Annotated in this window: 20 protein-coding genes; 12 read left to right on the plus strand and 8 right to left on the minus strand. The window is 59.9% G+C overall.

The window, feature by feature from the left end:
- Window positions 1-111 precede the first annotated feature (111 nt).
- Window positions 112-1,161 (minus strand): tyrosine-type recombinase/integrase, encoded by a 1,050-nt coding sequence (locus tag EWU68_RS09440; protein ID WP_129315891.1) that lies wholly within the window; start codon window positions 1,159-1,161, stop codon window positions 112-114.
- Window positions 1,139-1,666, minus strand: coding sequence for a helix-turn-helix transcriptional regulator (locus EWU68_RS09445; protein WP_129315892.1), 528 nt, complete (start codon window positions 1,664-1,666; stop codon window positions 1,139-1,141). The genes EWU68_RS09440 and EWU68_RS09445 overlap by 23 nt, the downstream gene beginning before the upstream one ends.
- Before the next feature lie 136 nt (window positions 1,667-1,802).
- Here EWU68_RS09445 and EWU68_RS09450 point away from each other — a divergent pair, with 136 nt between their 5' ends.
- The 6 genes from EWU68_RS09450 to EWU68_RS09475 all read left to right on the plus strand — a co-directional run bounded on the left by EWU68_RS09450 (window position 1,803) and on the right by EWU68_RS09475 (window position 6,711).
- Window positions 1,803-2,009: a helix-turn-helix transcriptional regulator gene (locus EWU68_RS09450; RefSeq protein WP_129315893.1), complete on the plus strand. Its 207-nt coding sequence runs from the start codon at window positions 1,803-1,805 to the stop codon at window positions 2,007-2,009.
- 101 nt (window positions 2,010-2,110) lie between these two features.
- Complete coding sequence (locus tag EWU68_RS09455) at window positions 2,111-2,380, plus strand: hypothetical protein (RefSeq protein ID WP_129315894.1); 270 nt, start codon at window positions 2,111-2,113, stop codon at window positions 2,378-2,380.
- Between the two features lie 480 nt (window positions 2,381-2,860).
- Window positions 2,861-4,414 (plus strand): AAA family ATPase, encoded by a 1,554-nt coding sequence (locus tag EWU68_RS09460; RefSeq protein ID WP_162421450.1) that lies wholly within the window; start codon window positions 2,861-2,863, stop codon window positions 4,412-4,414.
- Window positions 4,411-4,605, plus strand: a complete 195-nt coding sequence (locus tag EWU68_RS09465) for a hypothetical protein (RefSeq protein WP_129315896.1) — start codon at window positions 4,411-4,413, stop codon at window positions 4,603-4,605. Before EWU68_RS09460 ends, EWU68_RS09465 begins: the two co-directional genes overlap by 4 nt.
- Before the next feature lie 477 nt (window positions 4,606-5,082).
- Complete coding sequence (locus EWU68_RS09470) at window positions 5,083-5,628, plus strand: hypothetical protein (RefSeq protein ID WP_129315897.1); 546 nt, start codon at window positions 5,083-5,085, stop codon at window positions 5,626-5,628.
- A 210-nt stretch (window positions 5,629-5,838) separates the two neighbouring features.
- Complete coding sequence (locus tag EWU68_RS09475; RefSeq protein ID WP_129315898.1) at window positions 5,839-6,711, plus strand: phage major capsid protein; 873 nt, start codon at window positions 5,839-5,841, stop codon at window positions 6,709-6,711.
- A 705-nt stretch (window positions 6,712-7,416) separates the two neighbouring features.
- Here the strand turns inward: EWU68_RS09475 and EWU68_RS09480 are convergent.
- From EWU68_RS09480 to EWU68_RS09490, 3 genes are all read right to left on the minus strand, one after another.
- A complete protein-coding gene (locus EWU68_RS09480; protein ID WP_129315899.1) occupies window positions 7,417-7,605 on the minus strand; it encodes a hypothetical protein in 189 nt (62 codons plus the stop codon).
- Window positions 7,606-8,168: 563 nt separating this feature from the next.
- Window positions 8,169-9,218 carry a tyrosine-type recombinase/integrase gene (locus EWU68_RS09485; RefSeq protein WP_129315891.1) on the minus strand — a complete coding sequence of 350 codons (1,050 nt, stop codon included), beginning with the start codon at window positions 9,216-9,218 and terminating at the stop codon, window positions 8,169-8,171.
- Window positions 9,196-9,723, minus strand: a complete 528-nt coding sequence (locus tag EWU68_RS09490) for a helix-turn-helix transcriptional regulator (RefSeq protein WP_129315892.1) — start codon at window positions 9,721-9,723, stop codon at window positions 9,196-9,198. The genes EWU68_RS09485 and EWU68_RS09490 overlap by 23 nt, the downstream gene beginning before the upstream one ends.
- A gap of 136 nt (window positions 9,724-9,859) precedes the next feature.
- Between EWU68_RS09490 and EWU68_RS09495 the strand changes: the two genes are divergently transcribed.
- The 6 genes from EWU68_RS09495 to EWU68_RS09520 all read left to right on the plus strand — a co-directional run bounded on the left by EWU68_RS09495 (window position 9,860) and on the right by EWU68_RS09520 (window position 14,768).
- Entirely contained in the window at window positions 9,860-10,066 is a 207-nt protein-coding gene (locus EWU68_RS09495) for a helix-turn-helix transcriptional regulator (RefSeq protein ID WP_129315893.1), read from the plus strand.
- A gap of 101 nt (window positions 10,067-10,167) precedes the next feature.
- The gene (locus tag EWU68_RS09500) at window positions 10,168-10,437 is read left to right on the plus strand and encodes a hypothetical protein (protein WP_129315894.1); all 270 of its coding nucleotides are present in this window, start codon (window positions 10,168-10,170) and stop codon (window positions 10,435-10,437) included.
- A 480-nt stretch (window positions 10,438-10,917) separates the two neighbouring features.
- A complete protein-coding gene (locus tag EWU68_RS09505; protein WP_162421450.1) occupies window positions 10,918-12,471 on the plus strand; it encodes an AAA family ATPase in 1,554 nt (517 codons plus the stop codon).
- Complete coding sequence (locus EWU68_RS09510; protein ID WP_129315896.1) at window positions 12,468-12,662, plus strand: hypothetical protein; 195 nt, start codon at window positions 12,468-12,470, stop codon at window positions 12,660-12,662. The genes EWU68_RS09505 and EWU68_RS09510 overlap by 4 nt, the downstream gene beginning before the upstream one ends.
- Window positions 12,663-13,139: 477 nt before the next feature.
- Window positions 13,140-13,685 carry a hypothetical protein gene (locus tag EWU68_RS09515; protein ID WP_129315897.1) on the plus strand — a complete coding sequence of 182 codons (546 nt, stop codon included), beginning with the start codon at window positions 13,140-13,142 and terminating at the stop codon, window positions 13,683-13,685.
- Between the two features lie 210 nt (window positions 13,686-13,895).
- A complete protein-coding gene (locus EWU68_RS09520; protein ID WP_129315898.1) occupies window positions 13,896-14,768 on the plus strand; it encodes a phage major capsid protein in 873 nt (290 codons plus the stop codon).
- Between the two features lie 705 nt (window positions 14,769-15,473).
- Here EWU68_RS09520 and EWU68_RS09525 read toward each other — a convergent pair.
- The 3 genes from EWU68_RS09525 to EWU68_RS09535 form a co-directional block, all read right to left on the minus strand.
- On the minus strand, window positions 15,474-15,662 hold the full coding sequence (locus EWU68_RS09525; RefSeq protein WP_129315899.1) for a hypothetical protein: 189 nt from the start codon (window positions 15,660-15,662) through the stop codon (window positions 15,474-15,476).
- Window positions 15,663-16,111: 449 nt separating this feature from the next.
- Window positions 16,112-17,659 (minus strand): S8 family serine peptidase, encoded by a 1,548-nt coding sequence (locus tag EWU68_RS09530; RefSeq protein WP_129315900.1) that lies wholly within the window; start codon window positions 17,657-17,659, stop codon window positions 16,112-16,114.
- A gap of 137 nt (window positions 17,660-17,796) precedes the next feature.
- Window positions 17,797-18,792, minus strand: coding sequence for a glycosyltransferase family 2 protein (locus EWU68_RS09535; RefSeq protein ID WP_238692411.1), 996 nt, complete (start codon window positions 18,790-18,792; stop codon window positions 17,797-17,799).
- Window positions 18,793-18,815 lie beyond the last annotated feature (23 nt).

Raw genomic sequence — 18,815 nt, forward strand, 5'->3', positions numbered from 1 at the left:
GTTGCTGAACTAATAGCTACCACCAAAGAACAACCGTACTTCCCTGCAATAGCAACGATGAGCACATTTTGGCTACCCCTAAAATATGCCCATTTACCCCTAGTAAGCGGGTCAACGTCTACGCATAGCTGACCCAATAGCAGACCGTGTAGCCTCGCCGTCATCCTCGAACAGGTGACCATACGTGTCGAGGGTGATCTTCGCGCTCGAATGACGTAGGCGCTGCTGTACACGCTTCACATCGAGCCCCTGCTGAATCAACAGAGACGCATAATAGTGCCGCAGGTCGTGAAACCGGAGCTTTCCGGTCGGCAAGCCGTCGACAGCCGCACGCGCACTCTTGAAATGAGCCTCGATCTGCGCGGGCGAAATACCCCGGCCAAGCCGACCCGGAACCACCATCGTCCACCCCGGCACCTGCTCCAAGTTCTCCCTCAACATCCCTGCCAGCTCCAGGGGTATCGGAATTGACGCCTTCGAGTCCGCAGTCTTCAACGGCACACCCCCATATTGGAGAGTCGGTCTCACGACGCCGTTCTCTAGGTCTACGTCCTGACGACGCAGCCCAGCCGCCTCCGCAATCCTCAGACCAGCAAACGCCCCGAGCAGGACAGCCGACCTGGAATATTCCGGCATACCGTCATACAACGCCCACACCTGTTCTGTGGTGATGACATACGGCACCGACTTAGCTGGACCCGGCGACGTCCGCCGCGAACACGGATTCCTTGCAAGGTACCCGTCATGCACGGCGTCTCCGAGAATCTGAGAGAGCCGGTTATGCAGCGCATAAATATAGGACCGCGAATAGCCCCGGTCGTGTAGCTGACCAACCCACTCGCGCACATCATCCGGTCGCAATGACGACAACCGCCGCGACCCAAGCATGCCCACGATGACCTTGCAATGAGTGACACCCATCTTCCGCGTACTAGGAGCATGGAGCGCATAGGACGATAACCACCGTTCGCACCATCGCTTGACCGTTACACGGCCTTTGAGCGGTTCGACCTCGCGCCCGGAGACTCTGGCGGCTATCTTTTCCTGGTACTTCTCTACAGCGTCCTGATAGGTCTTTGCAGTCGTCTCTCGCTGCTTGCCCTGGCGGTCGGTCCAGCGGACACGGTAGAGACCGTTCTTATCCTTCCGAGGTGTCGGCATTGATCCGCTTCCAGCCCGGAGAAGCTGAATAGTCCGTGTGACCCCTCGTGACTGCGCTGTCGACAGTGGCCGAATCCAGTTGCCCTTGTCCGAAATCAGCGGCACGGCGCAGCGTATTCGGCCTGTCTGACTCAGGGGCACGACTCAGGCAATCATTCACCGCAGACTGCAACCTCCCCCGCGCTTCCAGCAGGGAAGAAACACTGTCTTTCACTACCGTCCAATGGCGAGCAACCTCTAAATAGAGGTCCTGGACCTTTCTTGCGGGGCCAACGTCGGCAGGTATATCGAAGAAGTCCGACAGTTCCACCTTCAACAGTTTCGCGAGCTCTAGCGCCTCGACGAGACGCAATGACCTTTCGCCGTGCTCGATATTAAAAACTGTCGACGATGCCCACTTGAAGCCTCGATCCGACATCTCTTTAGCCAAGGTCTTTTGTGAGATTTCGCCTCGCAGTCGAGCGAGATTCTCACCAATCAGGGGATCTGTTGTCTGGGTGCTCATGGAGTCGAGTCTACTGATCGAGAGGCGTTGGCGCTTGCGTTCCGATATCGATACTAATTGACAACTAGCGTACAGTCGTGATTCAGTATCACTACTGGTCCAGCACCGGACTACACAACTCAACTAGGAGTATCAAATGCATCAGAGCGAAAGCCCGCTCATCTCAATCAAGGACACGGCCCCGCTCGTCGGCAAGTCAGAAGCCAGCCTCAGGTGGGCAATCCACAACGGCACCGCACCGCCCTCCGCGCTCATCATGGGACGCCGCGTCTTCCGTCGCGAACAAGTCCTCGAATGGATCGATCAGCAATTCGCAGAACAGAACGGACAGGAGACCGCATGAGCACCCCCAGACACGAAAAAAGCGCCCTTCACACTGCACAGCTTGGCGGCAAAGACAGTGAGAAGGACGCCCACGAAACCACTCGCGAAAGAGTAGGAACTATGCCCAAGGCTACCATTCCCGCCCGCTTCCGTCAGGAGCACGAGGGCGAGGACGCTATCTTCCTCGCAAACGAACACACCGGCCGGTGGGTCGACGCCGAAGAGATCATCCTGCCCCACAACGGCACCGGCCTCACTCCACTGTTCAACCTCCAAGTCGGAGTCATCGAAGGCACTCTCCCCGAAATCAGGGAAGCAATCACCGAAGCCAGCAATTGGCTCCACCGCATCGAAGCGCAGCTGCCCGGAGGGACGGAGGTCAATCAATGACCATCGACTTCCTTGCCAGTGTCCCGGCCACGATCGCAAACCATGCGCAGATGTGCCTCAGTAGCCCTGATGCCATCGTGCAGGGTGCGTACCTGACCGGGACCGTCATCGGGCAGGCCCAAGGGAAACAAGCTGTCCATGAGGCGCTGGAGACCGACGCACTGCATCGTGCGGAATCGTTCGCCACCGACCTCGGAGCGCGGCCGGCGTACCCGTGGGAGCGGCCCCACTGGGACCGGCGACGTCTCCGGCCGGAGCTGCCGGAATCCCTTACGGGGCGATGGCAGCCGAAACCGCAGCCGGTAGTAGATCAGTCCGGCCCGTGGCCGACTGTGATCCCACCGACTCATGAGCCGGTCCTACTGGCGGCAGCCGCCTAATCATCCCGTGTACAAGCCAGGCCGGGGACAAACATCGTCCCTGGCCTGGCACCACACACCCTTTTCTCTGTATCCCCTTCACGGGAAGGACAAGAATCTTTTGAACACATACGACGAAGCCCGAACCGAGCTGCGGGTCACCTACGCCCACATGATTCAGCCCCACCGTCAACGGTGGCTCTGGGCACACGACGGAGCCGGCGTCATCCCACTCGGAACCGGGACCATAGCCGCCGGTATCGGTGGCGAAGGAAAATCCACCTTCATGCTGGACCTGGCAGCGCAACTGACCCAGGGCACGCTTCCCGGTGATCTGTACGGGTCCAAAGAGAACGTAATCATCTTCGGCCCCGAGGACGACTGGCCGACTGTAATGGTCCCGCGTCTGATGGCAGCAGGGGCTGACCTGTCACGTGTAGCCCAGGTCCAGGCCGCCACGATCACGGAATCATTCACACGCGAACGGGAGTTGATCTTCCCGGTAGACCTCGGTCTGCTGCGTGAAGCCGTGAAGGAGACCGGGGCGCGGATGGTCATCATCGACCCGGCCCCGAACCTCATGGACGGGGACATGAACAAGGTCCAAGACGTCCGCCGATCCTACGGCCCACTCATGGCCCTAGCCCAAGAACACGACCTAGCGATCATCCTGATCAACCATTTCGGCAAGGGCGCGGGCAACGTCGGAGCGAAGCTGTCAGGTTCGCACGCCTGGCGAGACCTCACCCGTTCCTACTTGGCCTTCGCATCCGACCCGGAAACCGGGGAACGAATCCTCACCCAGGATAAGAACAACTACGGGACCGGGCGCGGCTCGTGGAAGTTCGTTCTGGAATCGGTCGACGTACCGACTGAGGACGGGAACACGAATGTCGGCAAAGTCCGGTTCCTCGGTGCCTCAGAGGTCACGGTCGGGGAACTAATCAACCGGGATTCCCTGGCCGAGGAGGACCAAGAGGACCGCAACGCGGCCCAACAGTTCGTGTACGACTTCCTGGTCAATACCGAGGCCCAGGAGGCCAAGGCCGGTGCGGTAATCAAGGCCGGTCTCGCGGAGGGGTTTTCCACCAACGAGATCAAGGACGCACGCAGGCGTTCGAAGAGTCCGCGAATCCTCTCGGTCAAATCATCTTTCGGCGCTGGATGGGTTTGGCAGATCGACCCCGAAGGTGGCACCGAAAGTTCCCAAGGTGGCGAAGGTGGCGAAGGTGGCAGCACGTACGAGGTCGTGCCACCTTCCACATCCGATACCCAAGGTGGCACGAAGGTGGCGTGTACTCAGGAAGTGCCACCTTCGCCACCTTCGGTCGAAACAGTGCCACCTTCGAGCACCGAGCCCGGAACCCACGAACCGCCCGAAGGTGTCACTCGAACACCCCAAGGTGTCGAAGGTGTCAAAGATGTCAGCGCACAAGAGCAAGTGACCCCTTCGAAGGTCAGTCCCGAAGGTGTCACCAAGGTGTCATGCACTCAGAACGTGACACCTTCGACCCCTTCGGGCGAAACAGTGACACCTTCGAGCGGTCCGGTGACCTGCACCAAGATGGACTGCACCCGAGACGCAGCCACCGGACACGAATGGTGCCAACACCACATCGATCTCAGACAACGCCGCCTCGACGTCGAGGCAAAAAGACAAGGAGACGCAGCGTGAGACACGAACGCGAGAAAGACACCCGGATACGTGTCCGTGACTACACCTGGAACCCCCGCGAGGAAGCCACACGCGGTGTCGTCATCATGCGCGGCCAATACATCCAAGCCTTCATCCCCTACCAGCACGTAGCCGCGTTCTCGGACCGGATGATCGATCTGCTCGAAACCTACGAAAACGAGAACCAATGACCGGATACCACTGGAAGAAACCGACCAAGCAACCTGACCCCGCCACCCTGGTCGCGATCTTGTTGCAAGAGAATCGTCGCCTTCAACGCGAAAACCACCGCCTCGAGCAGGAAAAACAATTTTGGCAATCCAGAGCTTGTTTCAGGCAAGGATGCCAGTCATGAGGAAGGCAGAAGAAATGATAACCCCCGCAGAATTACCAATCACTGTTTACCACAGAACCTACACTCTCGAAGCACCAGCGGAAGAAGGGCCAATCAAACTATCCCCAAGACAGTGGGGAACACTCTGCGGGCTCGTTTTCCAGCAACACGTCCCCGAGCCCGTAGAAGGAGCACCAGAAGCCGTGTGCACCGCATGCCGCTACGACTCTCTCGACCAGCACGGGCAACCGACAGGGCAAATGAAAGCCGTAGGGCACACACGAGGCGAAGTCCGCGCACTCACCCTCGAGAGTAGATAAGGAGATAACGCATCATGGCAAACACCGATTCAAACAACACCGAGGTCGAACAGAACGAAACGGCGAGACAGGCCGAAGCCGACCAGGCCGCTGACACCAGTCAGGAGCCCACCGAAGACCCAAGCACCACGGAAGACAACGCAGACACCGCCATGGAGCACCCAGGCGAGGATACGGCCGGCGACGACGGCCCGGACGACGAAGGCCAAGCATCGAAACTGCGAGCAGAAGCCACCAAATACCGCCGCCAGCTGCGCGAGACTCAAGCCCAATTGGAGACGATCACCAACCAACGCGAGACCCTCCTGCGCTCTTCCGTCGAAGCCCAGCTGCCCGAGCACCTGCCCGGAAAGTTGTTCTGGAAACTATCAGACGACCCCAAACAGTTCATGACCGAAGACGGCGACGTTGACAGCGAGAAGGTCGCTCAGACGGCCACCGATATTGTCCAAGAGTTCGACCTAAAGCCCCGTGGACCGGTTGTCACAGCACAAGGACAACATAAGCAAGTGAAAATGCAGAATTCACTGGCAGACGCATTCAAGCCCAGGGACTTATAAAAACCGAATAAATAGATGCCCGGCCAAAGAAATGCTGTATAATAAACACTGTACGAGGCATTTCCGGCCGGGCGCCTACGAACCTCCGTACACGATCACCCCCAGGCGGGGTATCGCTGGAACGGCCAGGAGCCGCCGCGATTAGAAAACACTCAAGTTTCTAACGGGCGGCCCTACCTATATCGCCGTCCAGAAAGGTAGGCACATCACATGGCTACCCCTAGCGAAAGCATCGAAACCTCAACCAAGGGCGCAGCAGCCTGGTCACCCGACCGCACCGCATTCGCCCCAACCGACGCGATCCCAGAGGCCCTGATCCTCAACGCCACCACCGTCGTCGACACCAAAGCAGGAACCGACCGAGGCTCCGTCCTCGTCCCCTGGGTGGATGACTCCCCCGCAGCATTCAGCGACGAGGCCGCATACCTCAACCTCCAGGAACCGGCCCTGTCCCAGACACTGATCCACACCAAGAAGATCACCCAGATGATCTTCTTGTCCTCCGAGCTGTACCGCGAGAACGGCGGCGTCAACGCGCAGCTGATGTCCGACTCGTCCATGCGAGCCGTGACCAAGGAAGCGAACAACGCCCTGATGTCACATACCGCGAGCGAGACTGTGCCGCTGACCGGCCTGGCAAACACCCCGGGCATCATCGACGGCGGCAACGTCACTGACAAACTCGACCCGATCGCGGACGTCATCGCGCAGATCGAATCCAATGGCGGCACCGCCGGAATCGTTGTCGCACACCCGCTGGCCTGGGGGAAACTGAGGAACCTGAAGTCAGGCAAAGACCTCAACTCCTCGTTGCTCGGTGCCGGAACCGAAGACATGGGCAAGTCCCTCTTCGGAGTCCCCGTCGTCACCTCACCGGCTGTGGCCGAGGATGAGCTGGTCGTCATCGACCCGAGCGCGGTCCCGTCAGCTGTCTCGCCCGTCGAGGTTGCATCCTCCGATCAGGTGCTGTTCCACAGCGACTCGATCGCTCTGCGTGTGATCTTCCGTCTCGGCTGGGCGGTCATGCACCCGAAGCGACTGGGTAAGGTCACCGTCGCGAAGAAGGCAACGACCACCAAGTAAGCCCCCTTGTCAGGCCGCGCCCCTCCACTCGAGGGGCGCGGCCTCCATCGTGTCCAGGTCCAGTGGGCGCAGGCCCCAGGGGGCATCCGGTCCCCAGCGCCCTGCGGCGCCCCTCCCGGGCGTTGATAGGTCCCCCCGGGCTTTTCAGGACCACAGGGGCCGGGGTGGATTTTGTGGCGTTTGGTTCGTGTTGCCGAGGGCGCTGGTGGCGGTCAGAGCTGACATTTTTGTGCTTTGGGCTGCGCTCAGGTCGAATTCATTGTTGGTCTTACTGTAACGTTACGGTCATGAGAACAGACGCATGCCCCCTCTGCGGGCACCTCTTCACCACTGACCGGCGTGCAGTACCGGAGCAAGTGGTTATCCGTGAGTCTGAGAAGCGCTCCTGGCGTGGCAGGAAGACACGCAGGGCCGTGGTGCCTGTCTGTGTTGAGTGCTTGTCAGAGCGTCGACAGCGGCCCTTGTTGGAGAACTGGCCGGGTGTGGTGGGTGTTGAGTTCCCGCAGTTCACCGATGGGTACATTCCGGGCGATTGTGAACAATGCGGGACGCCGTGTCTGGTGCGACCTAACAAGAAGCGTATACATGTCTATTGCTCTGAGCGGTGCCGGGTGGCATTGTACGCAGCGAGTGTTCCCAGAACTGTAACGGAGTGTTCCACGTGTGGTGCTGAGGTTGTCGGACGGAAGGGACGTCGTTACTGCTCTAATGCTTGTCGGCAGAAGGCTTACAGGGCGAGGTAGCAAGACCGATCAGCGTCCGCACTGTTATGACACCGGCCAACACGACGGTCAGTGCCGCTATTATGACGGTCAGCCACACGGGCTGATGAGTTGCGCAGGACAGTGCAGTCATGACTGCACCGAACGTTATAGCGGTGGTCTTGTTTTTCATGGTTGACTCCTTCATGATTGGAAGGACCAGGGAGCCGAGTGGTGGCTCGACTCCCCAGACCCTTAGCCCTTGGGTTCGCGGAGGTCTCGGATAAGCCCGATGACTTCTCGTGCGATCTTGAGGACCAGGAGGGTTGCGGACAGGATAACTATTATCGTCACTACCACTCCCTTCCATTGAGTACCCCGGCCGGTTCAGGTGTTTCCTGGACCGGCCGGAGTTTTTCGTGGCGGCCCGGAAAAGTTCTTAACCGATCGGTTGAGAAGGGTCCGGTGAGCACCCTCGCGGGAATCCTCGTGATTCACGAGGGTTTGGTGAGGTGTTACCCCTACTTCTACCCCTAGCGTGCCTCAAGAACCACCAAATCTCCCCCACCATGTACAACACAATGTCACGGACAGAACCACCGAAAACACGGGGCAACTACCAAACTCAACCACATCACGCGGCTAGTTGCTGAACTAATAGCTACCACCAAAGAACAACCGTACTTCCCTGCAATAGCAACGATGAGCACATTTTGGCTACCCCTAAAATATGCCCATTTACCCCTAGTAAGCGGGTCAACGTCTACGCATAGCTGACCCAATAGCAGACCGTGTAGCCTCGCCGTCATCCTCGAACAGGTGACCATACGTGTCGAGGGTGATCTTCGCGCTCGAATGACGTAGGCGCTGCTGTACACGCTTCACATCGAGCCCCTGCTGAATCAACAGAGACGCATAATAGTGCCGCAGGTCGTGAAACCGGAGCTTTCCGGTCGGCAAGCCGTCGACAGCCGCACGCGCACTCTTGAAATGAGCCTCGATCTGCGCGGGCGAAATACCCCGGCCAAGCCGACCCGGAACCACCATCGTCCACCCCGGCACCTGCTCCAAGTTCTCCCTCAACATCCCTGCCAGCTCCAGGGGTATCGGAATTGACGCCTTCGAGTCCGCAGTCTTCAACGGCACACCCCCATATTGGAGAGTCGGTCTCACGACGCCGTTCTCTAGGTCTACGTCCTGACGACGCAGCCCAGCCGCCTCCGCAATCCTCAGACCAGCAAACGCCCCGAGCAGGACAGCCGACCTGGAATATTCCGGCATACCGTCATACAACGCCCACACCTGTTCTGTGGTGATGACATACGGCACCGACTTAGCTGGACCCGGCGACGTCCGCCGCGAACACGGATTCCTTGCAAGGTACCCGTCATGCACGGCGTCTCCGAGAATCTGAGAGAGCCGGTTATGCAGCGCATAAATATAGGACCGCGAATAGCCCCGGTCGTGTAGCTGACCAACCCACTCGCGCACATCATCCGGTCGCAATGACGACAACCGCCGCGACCCAAGCATGCCCACGATGACCTTGCAATGAGTGACACCCATCTTCCGCGTACTAGGAGCATGGAGCGCATAGGACGATAACCACCGTTCGCACCATCGCTTGACCGTTACACGGCCTTTGAGCGGTTCGACCTCGCGCCCGGAGACTCTGGCGGCTATCTTTTCCTGGTACTTCTCTACAGCGTCCTGATAGGTCTTTGCAGTCGTCTCTCGCTGCTTGCCCTGGCGGTCGGTCCAGCGGACACGGTAGAGACCGTTCTTATCCTTCCGAGGTGTCGGCATTGATCCGCTTCCAGCCCGGAGAAGCTGAATAGTCCGTGTGACCCCTCGTGACTGCGCTGTCGACAGTGGCCGAATCCAGTTGCCCTTGTCCGAAATCAGCGGCACGGCGCAGCGTATTCGGCCTGTCTGACTCAGGGGCACGACTCAGGCAATCATTCACCGCAGACTGCAACCTCCCCCGCGCTTCCAGCAGGGAAGAAACACTGTCTTTCACTACCGTCCAATGGCGAGCAACCTCTAAATAGAGGTCCTGGACCTTTCTTGCGGGGCCAACGTCGGCAGGTATATCGAAGAAGTCCGACAGTTCCACCTTCAACAGTTTCGCGAGCTCTAGCGCCTCGACGAGACGCAATGACCTTTCGCCGTGCTCGATATTAAAAACTGTCGACGATGCCCACTTGAAGCCTCGATCCGACATCTCTTTAGCCAAGGTCTTTTGTGAGATTTCGCCTCGCAGTCGAGCGAGATTCTCACCAATCAGGGGATCTGTTGTCTGGGTGCTCATGGAGTCGAGTCTACTGATCGAGAGGCGTTGGCGCTTGCGTTCCGATATCGATACTAATTGACAACTAGCGTACAGTCGTGATTCAGTATCACTACTGGTCCAGCACCGGACTACACAACTCAACTAGGAGTATCAAATGCATCAGAGCGAAAGCCCGCTCATCTCAATCAAGGACACGGCCCCGCTCGTCGGCAAGTCAGAAGCCAGCCTCAGGTGGGCAATCCACAACGGCACCGCACCGCCCTCCGCGCTCATCATGGGACGCCGCGTCTTCCGTCGCGAACAAGTCCTCGAATGGATCGATCAGCAATTCGCAGAACAGAACGGACAGGAGACCGCATGAGCACCCCCAGACACGAAAAAAGCGCCCTTCACACTGCACAGCTTGGCGGCAAAGACAGTGAGAAGGACGCCCACGAAACCACTCGCGAAAGAGTAGGAACTATGCCCAAGGCTACCATTCCCGCCCGCTTCCGTCAGGAGCACGAGGGCGAGGACGCTATCTTCCTCGCAAACGAACACACCGGCCGGTGGGTCGACGCCGAAGAGATCATCCTGCCCCACAACGGCACCGGCCTCACTCCACTGTTCAACCTCCAAGTCGGAGTCATCGAAGGCACTCTCCCCGAAATCAGGGAAGCAATCACCGAAGCCAGCAATTGGCTCCACCGCATCGAAGCGCAGCTGCCCGGAGGGACGGAGGTCAATCAATGACCATCGACTTCCTTGCCAGTGTCCCGGCCACGATCGCAAACCATGCGCAGATGTGCCTCAGTAGCCCTGATGCCATCGTGCAGGGTGCGTACCTGACCGGGACCGTCATCGGGCAGGCCCAAGGGAAACAAGCTGTCCATGAGGCGCTGGAGACCGACGCACTGCATCGTGCGGAATCGTTCGCCACCGACCTCGGAGCGCGGCCGGCGTACCCGTGGGAGCGGCCCCACTGGGACCGGCGACGTCTCCGGCCGGAGCTGCCGGAATCCCTTACGGGGCGATGGCAGCCGAAACCGCAGCCGGTAGTAGATCAGTCCGGCCCGTGGCCGACTGTGATCCCACCGACTCATGAGCCGGTCCTACTGGCGGCAGCCGCCTAATCATCCCGTGTACAAGCCAGGCCGGGGACAAACATCGTCCCTGGCCTGGCACCACACACCCTTTTCTCTGTATCCCCTTCACGGGAAGGACAAGAATCTTTTGAACACATACGACGAAGCCCGAACCGAGCTGCGGGTCACCTACGCCCACATGATTCAGCCCCACCGTCAACGGTGGCTCTGGGCACACGACGGAGCCGGCGTCATCCCACTCGGAACCGGGACCATAGCCGCCGGTATCGGTGGCGAAGGAAAATCCACCTTCATGCTGGACCTGGCAGCGCAACTGACCCAGGGCACGCTTCCCGGTGATCTGTACGGGTCCAAAGAGAACGTAATCATCTTCGGCCCCGAGGACGACTGGCCGACTGTAATGGTCCCGCGTCTGATGGCAGCAGGGGCTGACCTGTCACGTGTAGCCCAGGTCCAGGCCGCCACGATCACGGAATCATTCACACGCGAACGGGAGTTGATCTTCCCGGTAGACCTCGGTCTGCTGCGTGAAGCCGTGAAGGAGACCGGGGCGCGGATGGTCATCATCGACCCGGCCCCGAACCTCATGGACGGGGACATGAACAAGGTCCAAGACGTCCGCCGATCCTACGGCCCACTCATGGCCCTAGCCCAAGAACACGACCTAGCGATCATCCTGATCAACCATTTCGGCAAGGGCGCGGGCAACGTCGGAGCGAAGCTGTCAGGTTCGCACGCCTGGCGAGACCTCACCCGTTCCTACTTGGCCTTCGCATCCGACCCGGAAACCGGGGAACGAATCCTCACCCAGGATAAGAACAACTACGGGACCGGGCGCGGCTCGTGGAAGTTCGTTCTGGAATCGGTCGACGTACCGACTGAGGACGGGAACACGAATGTCGGCAAAGTCCGGTTCCTCGGTGCCTCAGAGGTCACGGTCGGGGAACTAATCAACCGGGATTCCCTGGCCGAGGAGGACCAAGAGGACCGCAACGCGGCCCAACAGTTCGTGTACGACTTCCTGGTCAATACCGAGGCCCAGGAGGCCAAGGCCGGTGCGGTAATCAAGGCCGGTCTCGCGGAGGGGTTTTCCACCAACGAGATCAAGGACGCACGCAGGCGTTCGAAGAGTCCGCGAATCCTCTCGGTCAAATCATCTTTCGGCGCTGGATGGGTTTGGCAGATCGACCCCGAAGGTGGCACCGAAAGTTCCCAAGGTGGCGAAGGTGGCGAAGGTGGCAGCACGTACGAGGTCGTGCCACCTTCCACATCCGATACCCAAGGTGGCACGAAGGTGGCGTGTACTCAGGAAGTGCCACCTTCGCCACCTTCGGTCGAAACAGTGCCACCTTCGAGCACCGAGCCCGGAACCCACGAACCGCCCGAAGGTGTCACTCGAACACCCCAAGGTGTCGAAGGTGTCAAAGATGTCAGCGCACAAGAGCAAGTGACCCCTTCGAAGGTCAGTCCCGAAGGTGTCACCAAGGTGTCATGCACTCAGAACGTGACACCTTCGACCCCTTCGGGCGAAACAGTGACACCTTCGAGCGGTCCGGTGACCTGCACCAAGATGGACTGCACCCGAGACGCAGCCACCGGACACGAATGGTGCCAACACCACATCGATCTCAGACAACGCCGCCTCGACGTCGAGGCAAAAAGACAAGGAGACGCAGCGTGAGACACGAACGCGAGAAAGACACCCGGATACGTGTCCGTGACTACACCTGGAACCCCCGCGAGGAAGCCACACGCGGTGTCGTCATCATGCGCGGCCAATACATCCAAGCCTTCATCCCCTACCAGCACGTAGCCGCGTTCTCGGACCGGATGATCGATCTGCTCGAAACCTACGAAAACGAGAACCAATGACCGGATACCACTGGAAGAAACCGACCAAGCAACCTGACCCCGCCACCCTGGTCGCGATCTTGTTGCAAGAGAATCGTCGCCTTCAACGCGAAAACCACCGCCTCGAGCAGGAAAAACAATTTTGGCAATCCAGAGCTTGTTTCAGGCAAGGATGCCAGTCATGAGGAAGGCAGAAGAAATGATAACCCCCGCAGAATTACCAATCACTGTTTACCACAGAACCTACACTCTCGAAGCACCAGCGGAAGAAGGGCCAATCAAACTATCCCCAAGACAGTGGGGAACACTCTGCGGGCTCGTTTTCCAGCAACACGTCCCCGAGCCCGTAGAAGGAGCACCAGAAGCCGTGTGCACCGCATGCCGCTACGACTCTCTCGACCAGCACGGGCAACCGACAGGGCAAATGAAAGCCGTAGGGCACACACGAGGCGAAGTCCGCGCACTCACCCTCGAGAGTAGATAAGGAGATAACGCATCATGGCAAACACCGATTCAAACAACACCGAGGTCGAACAGAACGAAACGGCGAGACAGGCCGAAGCCGACCAGGCCGCTGACACCAGTCAGGAGCCCACCGAAGACCCAAGCACCACGGAAGACAACGCAGACACCGCCATGGAGCACCCAGGCGAGGATACGGCCGGCGACGACGGCCCGGACGACGAAGGCCAAGCATCGAAACTGCGAGCAGAAGCCACCAAATACCGCCGCCAGCTGCGCGAGACTCAAGCCCAATTGGAGACGATCACCAACCAACGCGAGACCCTCCTGCGCTCTTCCGTCGAAGCCCAGCTGCCCGAGCACCTGCCCGGAAAGTTGTTCTGGAAACTATCAGACGACCCCAAACAGTTCATGACCGAAGACGGCGACGTTGACAGCGAGAAGGTCGCTCAGACGGCCACCGATATTGTCCAAGAGTTCGACCTAAAGCCCCGTGGACCGGTTGTCACAGCACAAGGACAACATAAGCAAGTGAAAATGCAGAATTCACTGGCAGACGCATTCAAGCCCAGGGACTTATAAAAACCGAATAAATAGATGCCCGGCCAAAGAAATGCTGTATAATAAACACTGTACGAGGCATTTCCGGCCGGGCGCCTACGAACCTCCGTACACGATCACCCCCAGGCGGGGTATCGCTGGAACGGCCAGGAGCCGCCGCGATTAGAAAACACTCAAGTTTCTAACGGGCGGCCCTACCTATATCGCCGTCCAGAAAGGTAGGCACATCACATGGCTACCCCTAGCGAAAGCATCGAAACCTCAACCAAGGGCGCAGCAGCCTGGTCACCCGACCGCACCGCATTCGCCCCAACCGACGCGATCCCAGAGGCCCTGATCCTCAACGCCACCACCGTCGTCGACACCAAAGCAGGAACCGACCGAGGCTCCGTCCTCGTCCCCTGGGTGGATGACTCCCCCGCAGCATTCAGCGACGAGGCCGCATACCTCAACCTCCAGGAACCGGCCCTGTCCCAGACACTGATCCACACCAAGAAGATCACCCAGATGATCTTCTTGTCCTCCGAGCTGTACCGCGAGAACGGCGGCGTCAACGCGCAGCTGATGTCCGACTCGTCCATGCGAGCCGTGACCAAGGAAGCGAACAACGCCCTGATGTCACATACCGCGAGCGAGACTGTGCCGCTGACCGGCCTGGCAAACACCCCGGGCATCATCGACGGCGGCAACGTCACTGACAAACTCGACCCGATCGCGGACGTCATCGCGCAGATCGAATCCAATGGCGGCACCGCCGGAATCGTTGTCGCACACCCGCTGGCCTGGGGGAAACTGAGGAACCTGAAGTCAGGCAAAGACCTCAACTCCTCGTTGCTCGGTGCCGGAACCGAAGACATGGGCAAGTCCCTCTTCGGAGTCCCCGTCGTCACCTCACCGGCTGTGGCCGAGGATGAGCTGGTCGTCATCGACCCGAGCGCGGTCCCGTCAGCTGTCTCGCCCGTCGAGGTTGCATCCTCCGATCAGGTGCTGTTCCACAGCGACTCGATCGCTCTGCGTGTGATCTTCCGTCTCGGCTGGGCGGTCATGCACCCGAAGCGACTGGGTAAGGTCACCGTCGCGAAGAAGGCAACGACCACCAAGTAAGCCCCCTTGTCAGGCCGCGCCCCTCCACTCGAGGGGCGCGGCCTCCATCGTGTCCAGGTCCAGTGGGCGCAGGCCCCAGGGGGCATCCGGTCCCCAGCGCCCTGCGGCGCCCCTCCCGGGCGTTGATAGGTCCCCCCGGGCTTTTCAGGACCACAGGGGCCGGGGTGGATTTTGTGGCGTTTGGTTCGTGTTGCCGAGGGCGCTGGTGGCGGTCAGAGCTGACATTTTTGTGCTTTGGGCTGCGCTCAGGTCGAATTCATTGTTGGTCTTACTGTAACGTTACGGTCATGAGAACAGACGCATGCCCCCTCTGCGGGCACCTCTTCACCACTGACCGGCGTGCAGTACCGGAGCAAGTGGTTATCCGTGAGTCTGAGAAGCGCTCCTGGCGTGGCAGGAAGACACGCAGGGCCGTGGTGCCTGTCTGTGTTGAGTGCTTGTCAGAGCGTCGACAGCGGCCCTTGTTGGAGAACTGGCCGGGTGTGGTGGGTGTTGAGTTCCCGCAGTTCACCGATGGGTACATTCCGGGCGATTGTGAACAATGCGGGACGCCGTGTCTGGTGCGACCTAACAAGAAGCGTATACATGTCTATTGCTCTGAGCGGTGCCGGGTGGCATTGTACGCAGCGAGTGTTCCCAGAACTGTAACGGAGTGTTCCACGTGTGGTGCTGAGGTTGTCGGACGGAAGGGACGTCGTTACTGCTCTAATGCTTGTCGGCAGAAGGCTTACAGGGCGAGGTAGCAAGACCGATCAGCGTCCGCACTGTTATGACACCGGCCAACACGACGGTCAGTGCCGCTATTATGACGGTCAGCCACACGGGCTGATGAGTTGCGCAGGACAGTGCAGTCATGACTGCACCGAACGTTATAGCGGTGGTCTTGTTTTTCATGGTTGACTCCTTCATGATTGGAAGGACCAGGGAGCCGAGTGGTGGCTCGACTCCCCAGACCCTTAGCCCTTGGGTTCGCGGAGGTCTCGGATAAGCCCGATGACTTCTCGTGCGATCTTGAGGACCAGGAGGGTTGCGGACAGGATAACTATTATCGTCACTACCACTCCCTTCCATTGAGTACCCCGGCCGGTTCAGGTGTTTCCTGGACCGGCCGGAGTTTTTCGTGGCGGCCCGGAAAAGTTCTTAACCGATCGGTTGAGAAGGGTCCGGTGAGCACCCTCGCGGGAATCCTCGTGATTCACGAGGGTTTGGTGAGGTGTTACCCCTACTTCTACCCCTAGCGTGCCTCAAGAACCACCAAATCTCCCCCACCATGTACAACACAATGTCACGGACAGAACCACCGAAAACACGGGGCAACTACCAAACTCAACCACATCACGCGGCTAGTTGCTGAACTCCTGGAAGACACCGCCGTCCACCAGTCCGCCGCTCTCGTTGTTCCTGGGAGTCCCGAATTTCGCGGCCCCTCCCTGGGCGTCGTAGAGCTCCTTGATCCCGTTGACCACCACGGGTCCGCTGTCGACCGACTCGACCGCGCTCACGGCCGCCTCCGCATTGATGCGTGAGTACCCGTTCACGCCGGCCCCGGTGCTGACCAGGGTGTTCCGGATGCTCTCCACGTCCAGCCCCGGGTCGCGCTGCTTCATCAGGGCGATGACGCCGGCGACGTGCGGTGCTGACATCGAGGTCCCGTTGAGGGGACCGTAGCTGGCCTGCGCGGGCGACTCGTTGCCGGTGTTGTACGTCGAGTAGATGTCCGCACCCGTGGTCCCGCCCGGCGCGAGGACATCCAGCATCGGACCCCAGTTCGAGTACCCGGTCATGACGTCGGTCGAGGCGGAGGCCCCGACGACGATCGCACCGAGACAATTCGCCGGTGTCACATCGTTCGCGTTGACCCCTGCATTTCCGGCGGCGACGACGACCGGAACATTCCGCGCGTGGGCGCCATCGACGGCGGACTTCATGGTCGCCGAACACTGCCCGTCCCAGGCGGCCGAAAAATTGACCACGGACGACGGATGGGGGTTGGCCGGCGCTCCCGCGACGGCTCCACCCGAGGCCCAGGTGATGGCATCGGCGAAATCCGATTCGTAACCGGATGCCCCGATGCCGAGCGCGCGGACGGGTTCGATGGTGGCGTCGGGGGCGACGCCGGAAATCCCGATGCCGTTGTTGGTTGATGCCCCGGCAATCCCGGCGACGTGGGTCCCGTGCCAGTTCTCCGAAGCGTTGAGCACCCCGGGGTCGCTCGGGTCCCCATCGCGACCGTTCGCACCGTCCCTGTCGTAGTCGGGCGAAACGAAGTCGTATCCGCCGGTGACCTTCGCGTTGAGATCGGGGTGGTCCGTGATTCCGGTGTCAACCACGCCAATCGTCTGACCGGCGCCCGTCGCGTGCTGCCAGGCTCCAGAGGCGCCGATGGTTCTCAGGTTCCACTGGTTCGGCGAGTACATGGGGTCATTCGGGGTACTGGGGTACGACGACGCCGCATTCTTGACGATCCTGTCCGGCTCCGCATACTCCACCGCGGGATCTTCCTCGAGTTTCGAGACGACCTCGTCCTGCGCGGTTGCATCCAGCTTCTTGGACATCTGCACGACGTCGGACTGGTTGGCCGTCGTCTTGAGAAGCTTCGAGGTTTCGGAGGGGGCGACGTCGTCCGTCTTCTGCAGGAGCTGGGACTTGGTGTCCTCCGGCGTGGAATCCTTGAACTTGACCACCAGGCGATCCGTGGTCGGTTCGACGGTCGAGGGGGTGTCCTCGGCCTGGCCAGAAGCCTGGGCGAGTGAAGAATCACCCGACGACTTGACCTGGGATTGTTGCTGATTCGTCGGTCCGCTCGGGGGAGCGGCGTAGGCGGAAGGAACGGTTGAGATGGCGATGCCTGCCACGAGGCAGATTCCGGCCACAGTGCGATATGTGCGCATGTAAACCCTTGGTCAAAGGTGCGAGAGATGGAGTGATGAATCGAGTGTCGAGGCCCCACCCGGGAATTCGGGGGTGAGTGGGGTCTCCCGCAAAATTTTTGTTCAGGGTTTGTCTCTTGTCAATTAAGGACTCGGGCTCAAATACCGTACATTCGCCGGACGTACGTGCCGTAGAGCCGGCGATAGGCGGCGGGAGAGGCTTTGAGCAGAATTCCGGCGAACCCGAAAACAGGCTTGATTCGGAGGGCGGCCGCGATCTGATTCCAGGAAATTCTGCGTTGGCACTGGGAAATGATCTCGCCTCCCTCCGCCTTGTCGAGACCAATGGCCTGTTGGGCATTGTTGAGGTAGGTCAGTATGCAGGAAATCTTGAATGCACTGAGCCCTTGCGGCTCGTTCAGCAGGTGCCCGGCCTGTTGGCTCAGGTGTTCCAGGAGCCTGTCGCTTTCCTCGACCGGTACGACCTTCCCCCATGTCGCCGAGTTCGCGTCGACCGTGTACTCGTACAGGGAGGGCTCAATCACGGCCGTCCGTTCCGAGCCGGTGTACGCCCCCAGGCAGAAGACGGCGTCCTCGGCCCGGTGAATGTCCATGGGGAAACGGACGTCCGTGATGGCATCAACGGAGATCAGCTTGTCCCAGACATACGGCGTCAGGTTGTCCTCGAGGAGTTCGAGGCCGGCCTGCTTCCCTGTGCGCACTCCCGTTGATCCGGCCGAACGGTCCCGGTGGGACCCGTCCGTGCTCACCAGGGTGTGCCCGCAGACCACCAGATCGGCGTCGTGCGTCTGGGCGAAAGCGTGCATGGTGGACAGGAAATTCGGACGGTAGCGGTCGTCCGAGTCGATGAACGTGACCCATCGGCCCTTTGCCTCGTCCAGCGCCTGATTGCGAACCCCGGAGACGCCGAGGTTGGTTCGATTGTCGAAGACCCTGACGCGGGAGTCCGGGTTCTCGGACAGGAATCGATGAATTGTCTCCGACGACTGGTCCGGGGAGGCGTCGATCATGACCAGCAGCTCGAAGTCCGGGTCGGTCTGGGCGAGAACTGAGGTGATCGCCGAGACAACGCGTTTCTCCGTGTTGTAGACCGGCATGATGACGGATGTCCGAGGGCTCTGGGGTGAAGTCACGGTCTTCCTTCTGTCGGGAGCGC

Origin of the sequence: Rothia koreensis (genome assembly GCF_004136575.1) — a bacterium.
GTDB classification, from domain to species: Bacteria; Actinomycetota; Actinomycetes; order Actinomycetales; family Micrococcaceae; genus Rothia; species Rothia koreensis.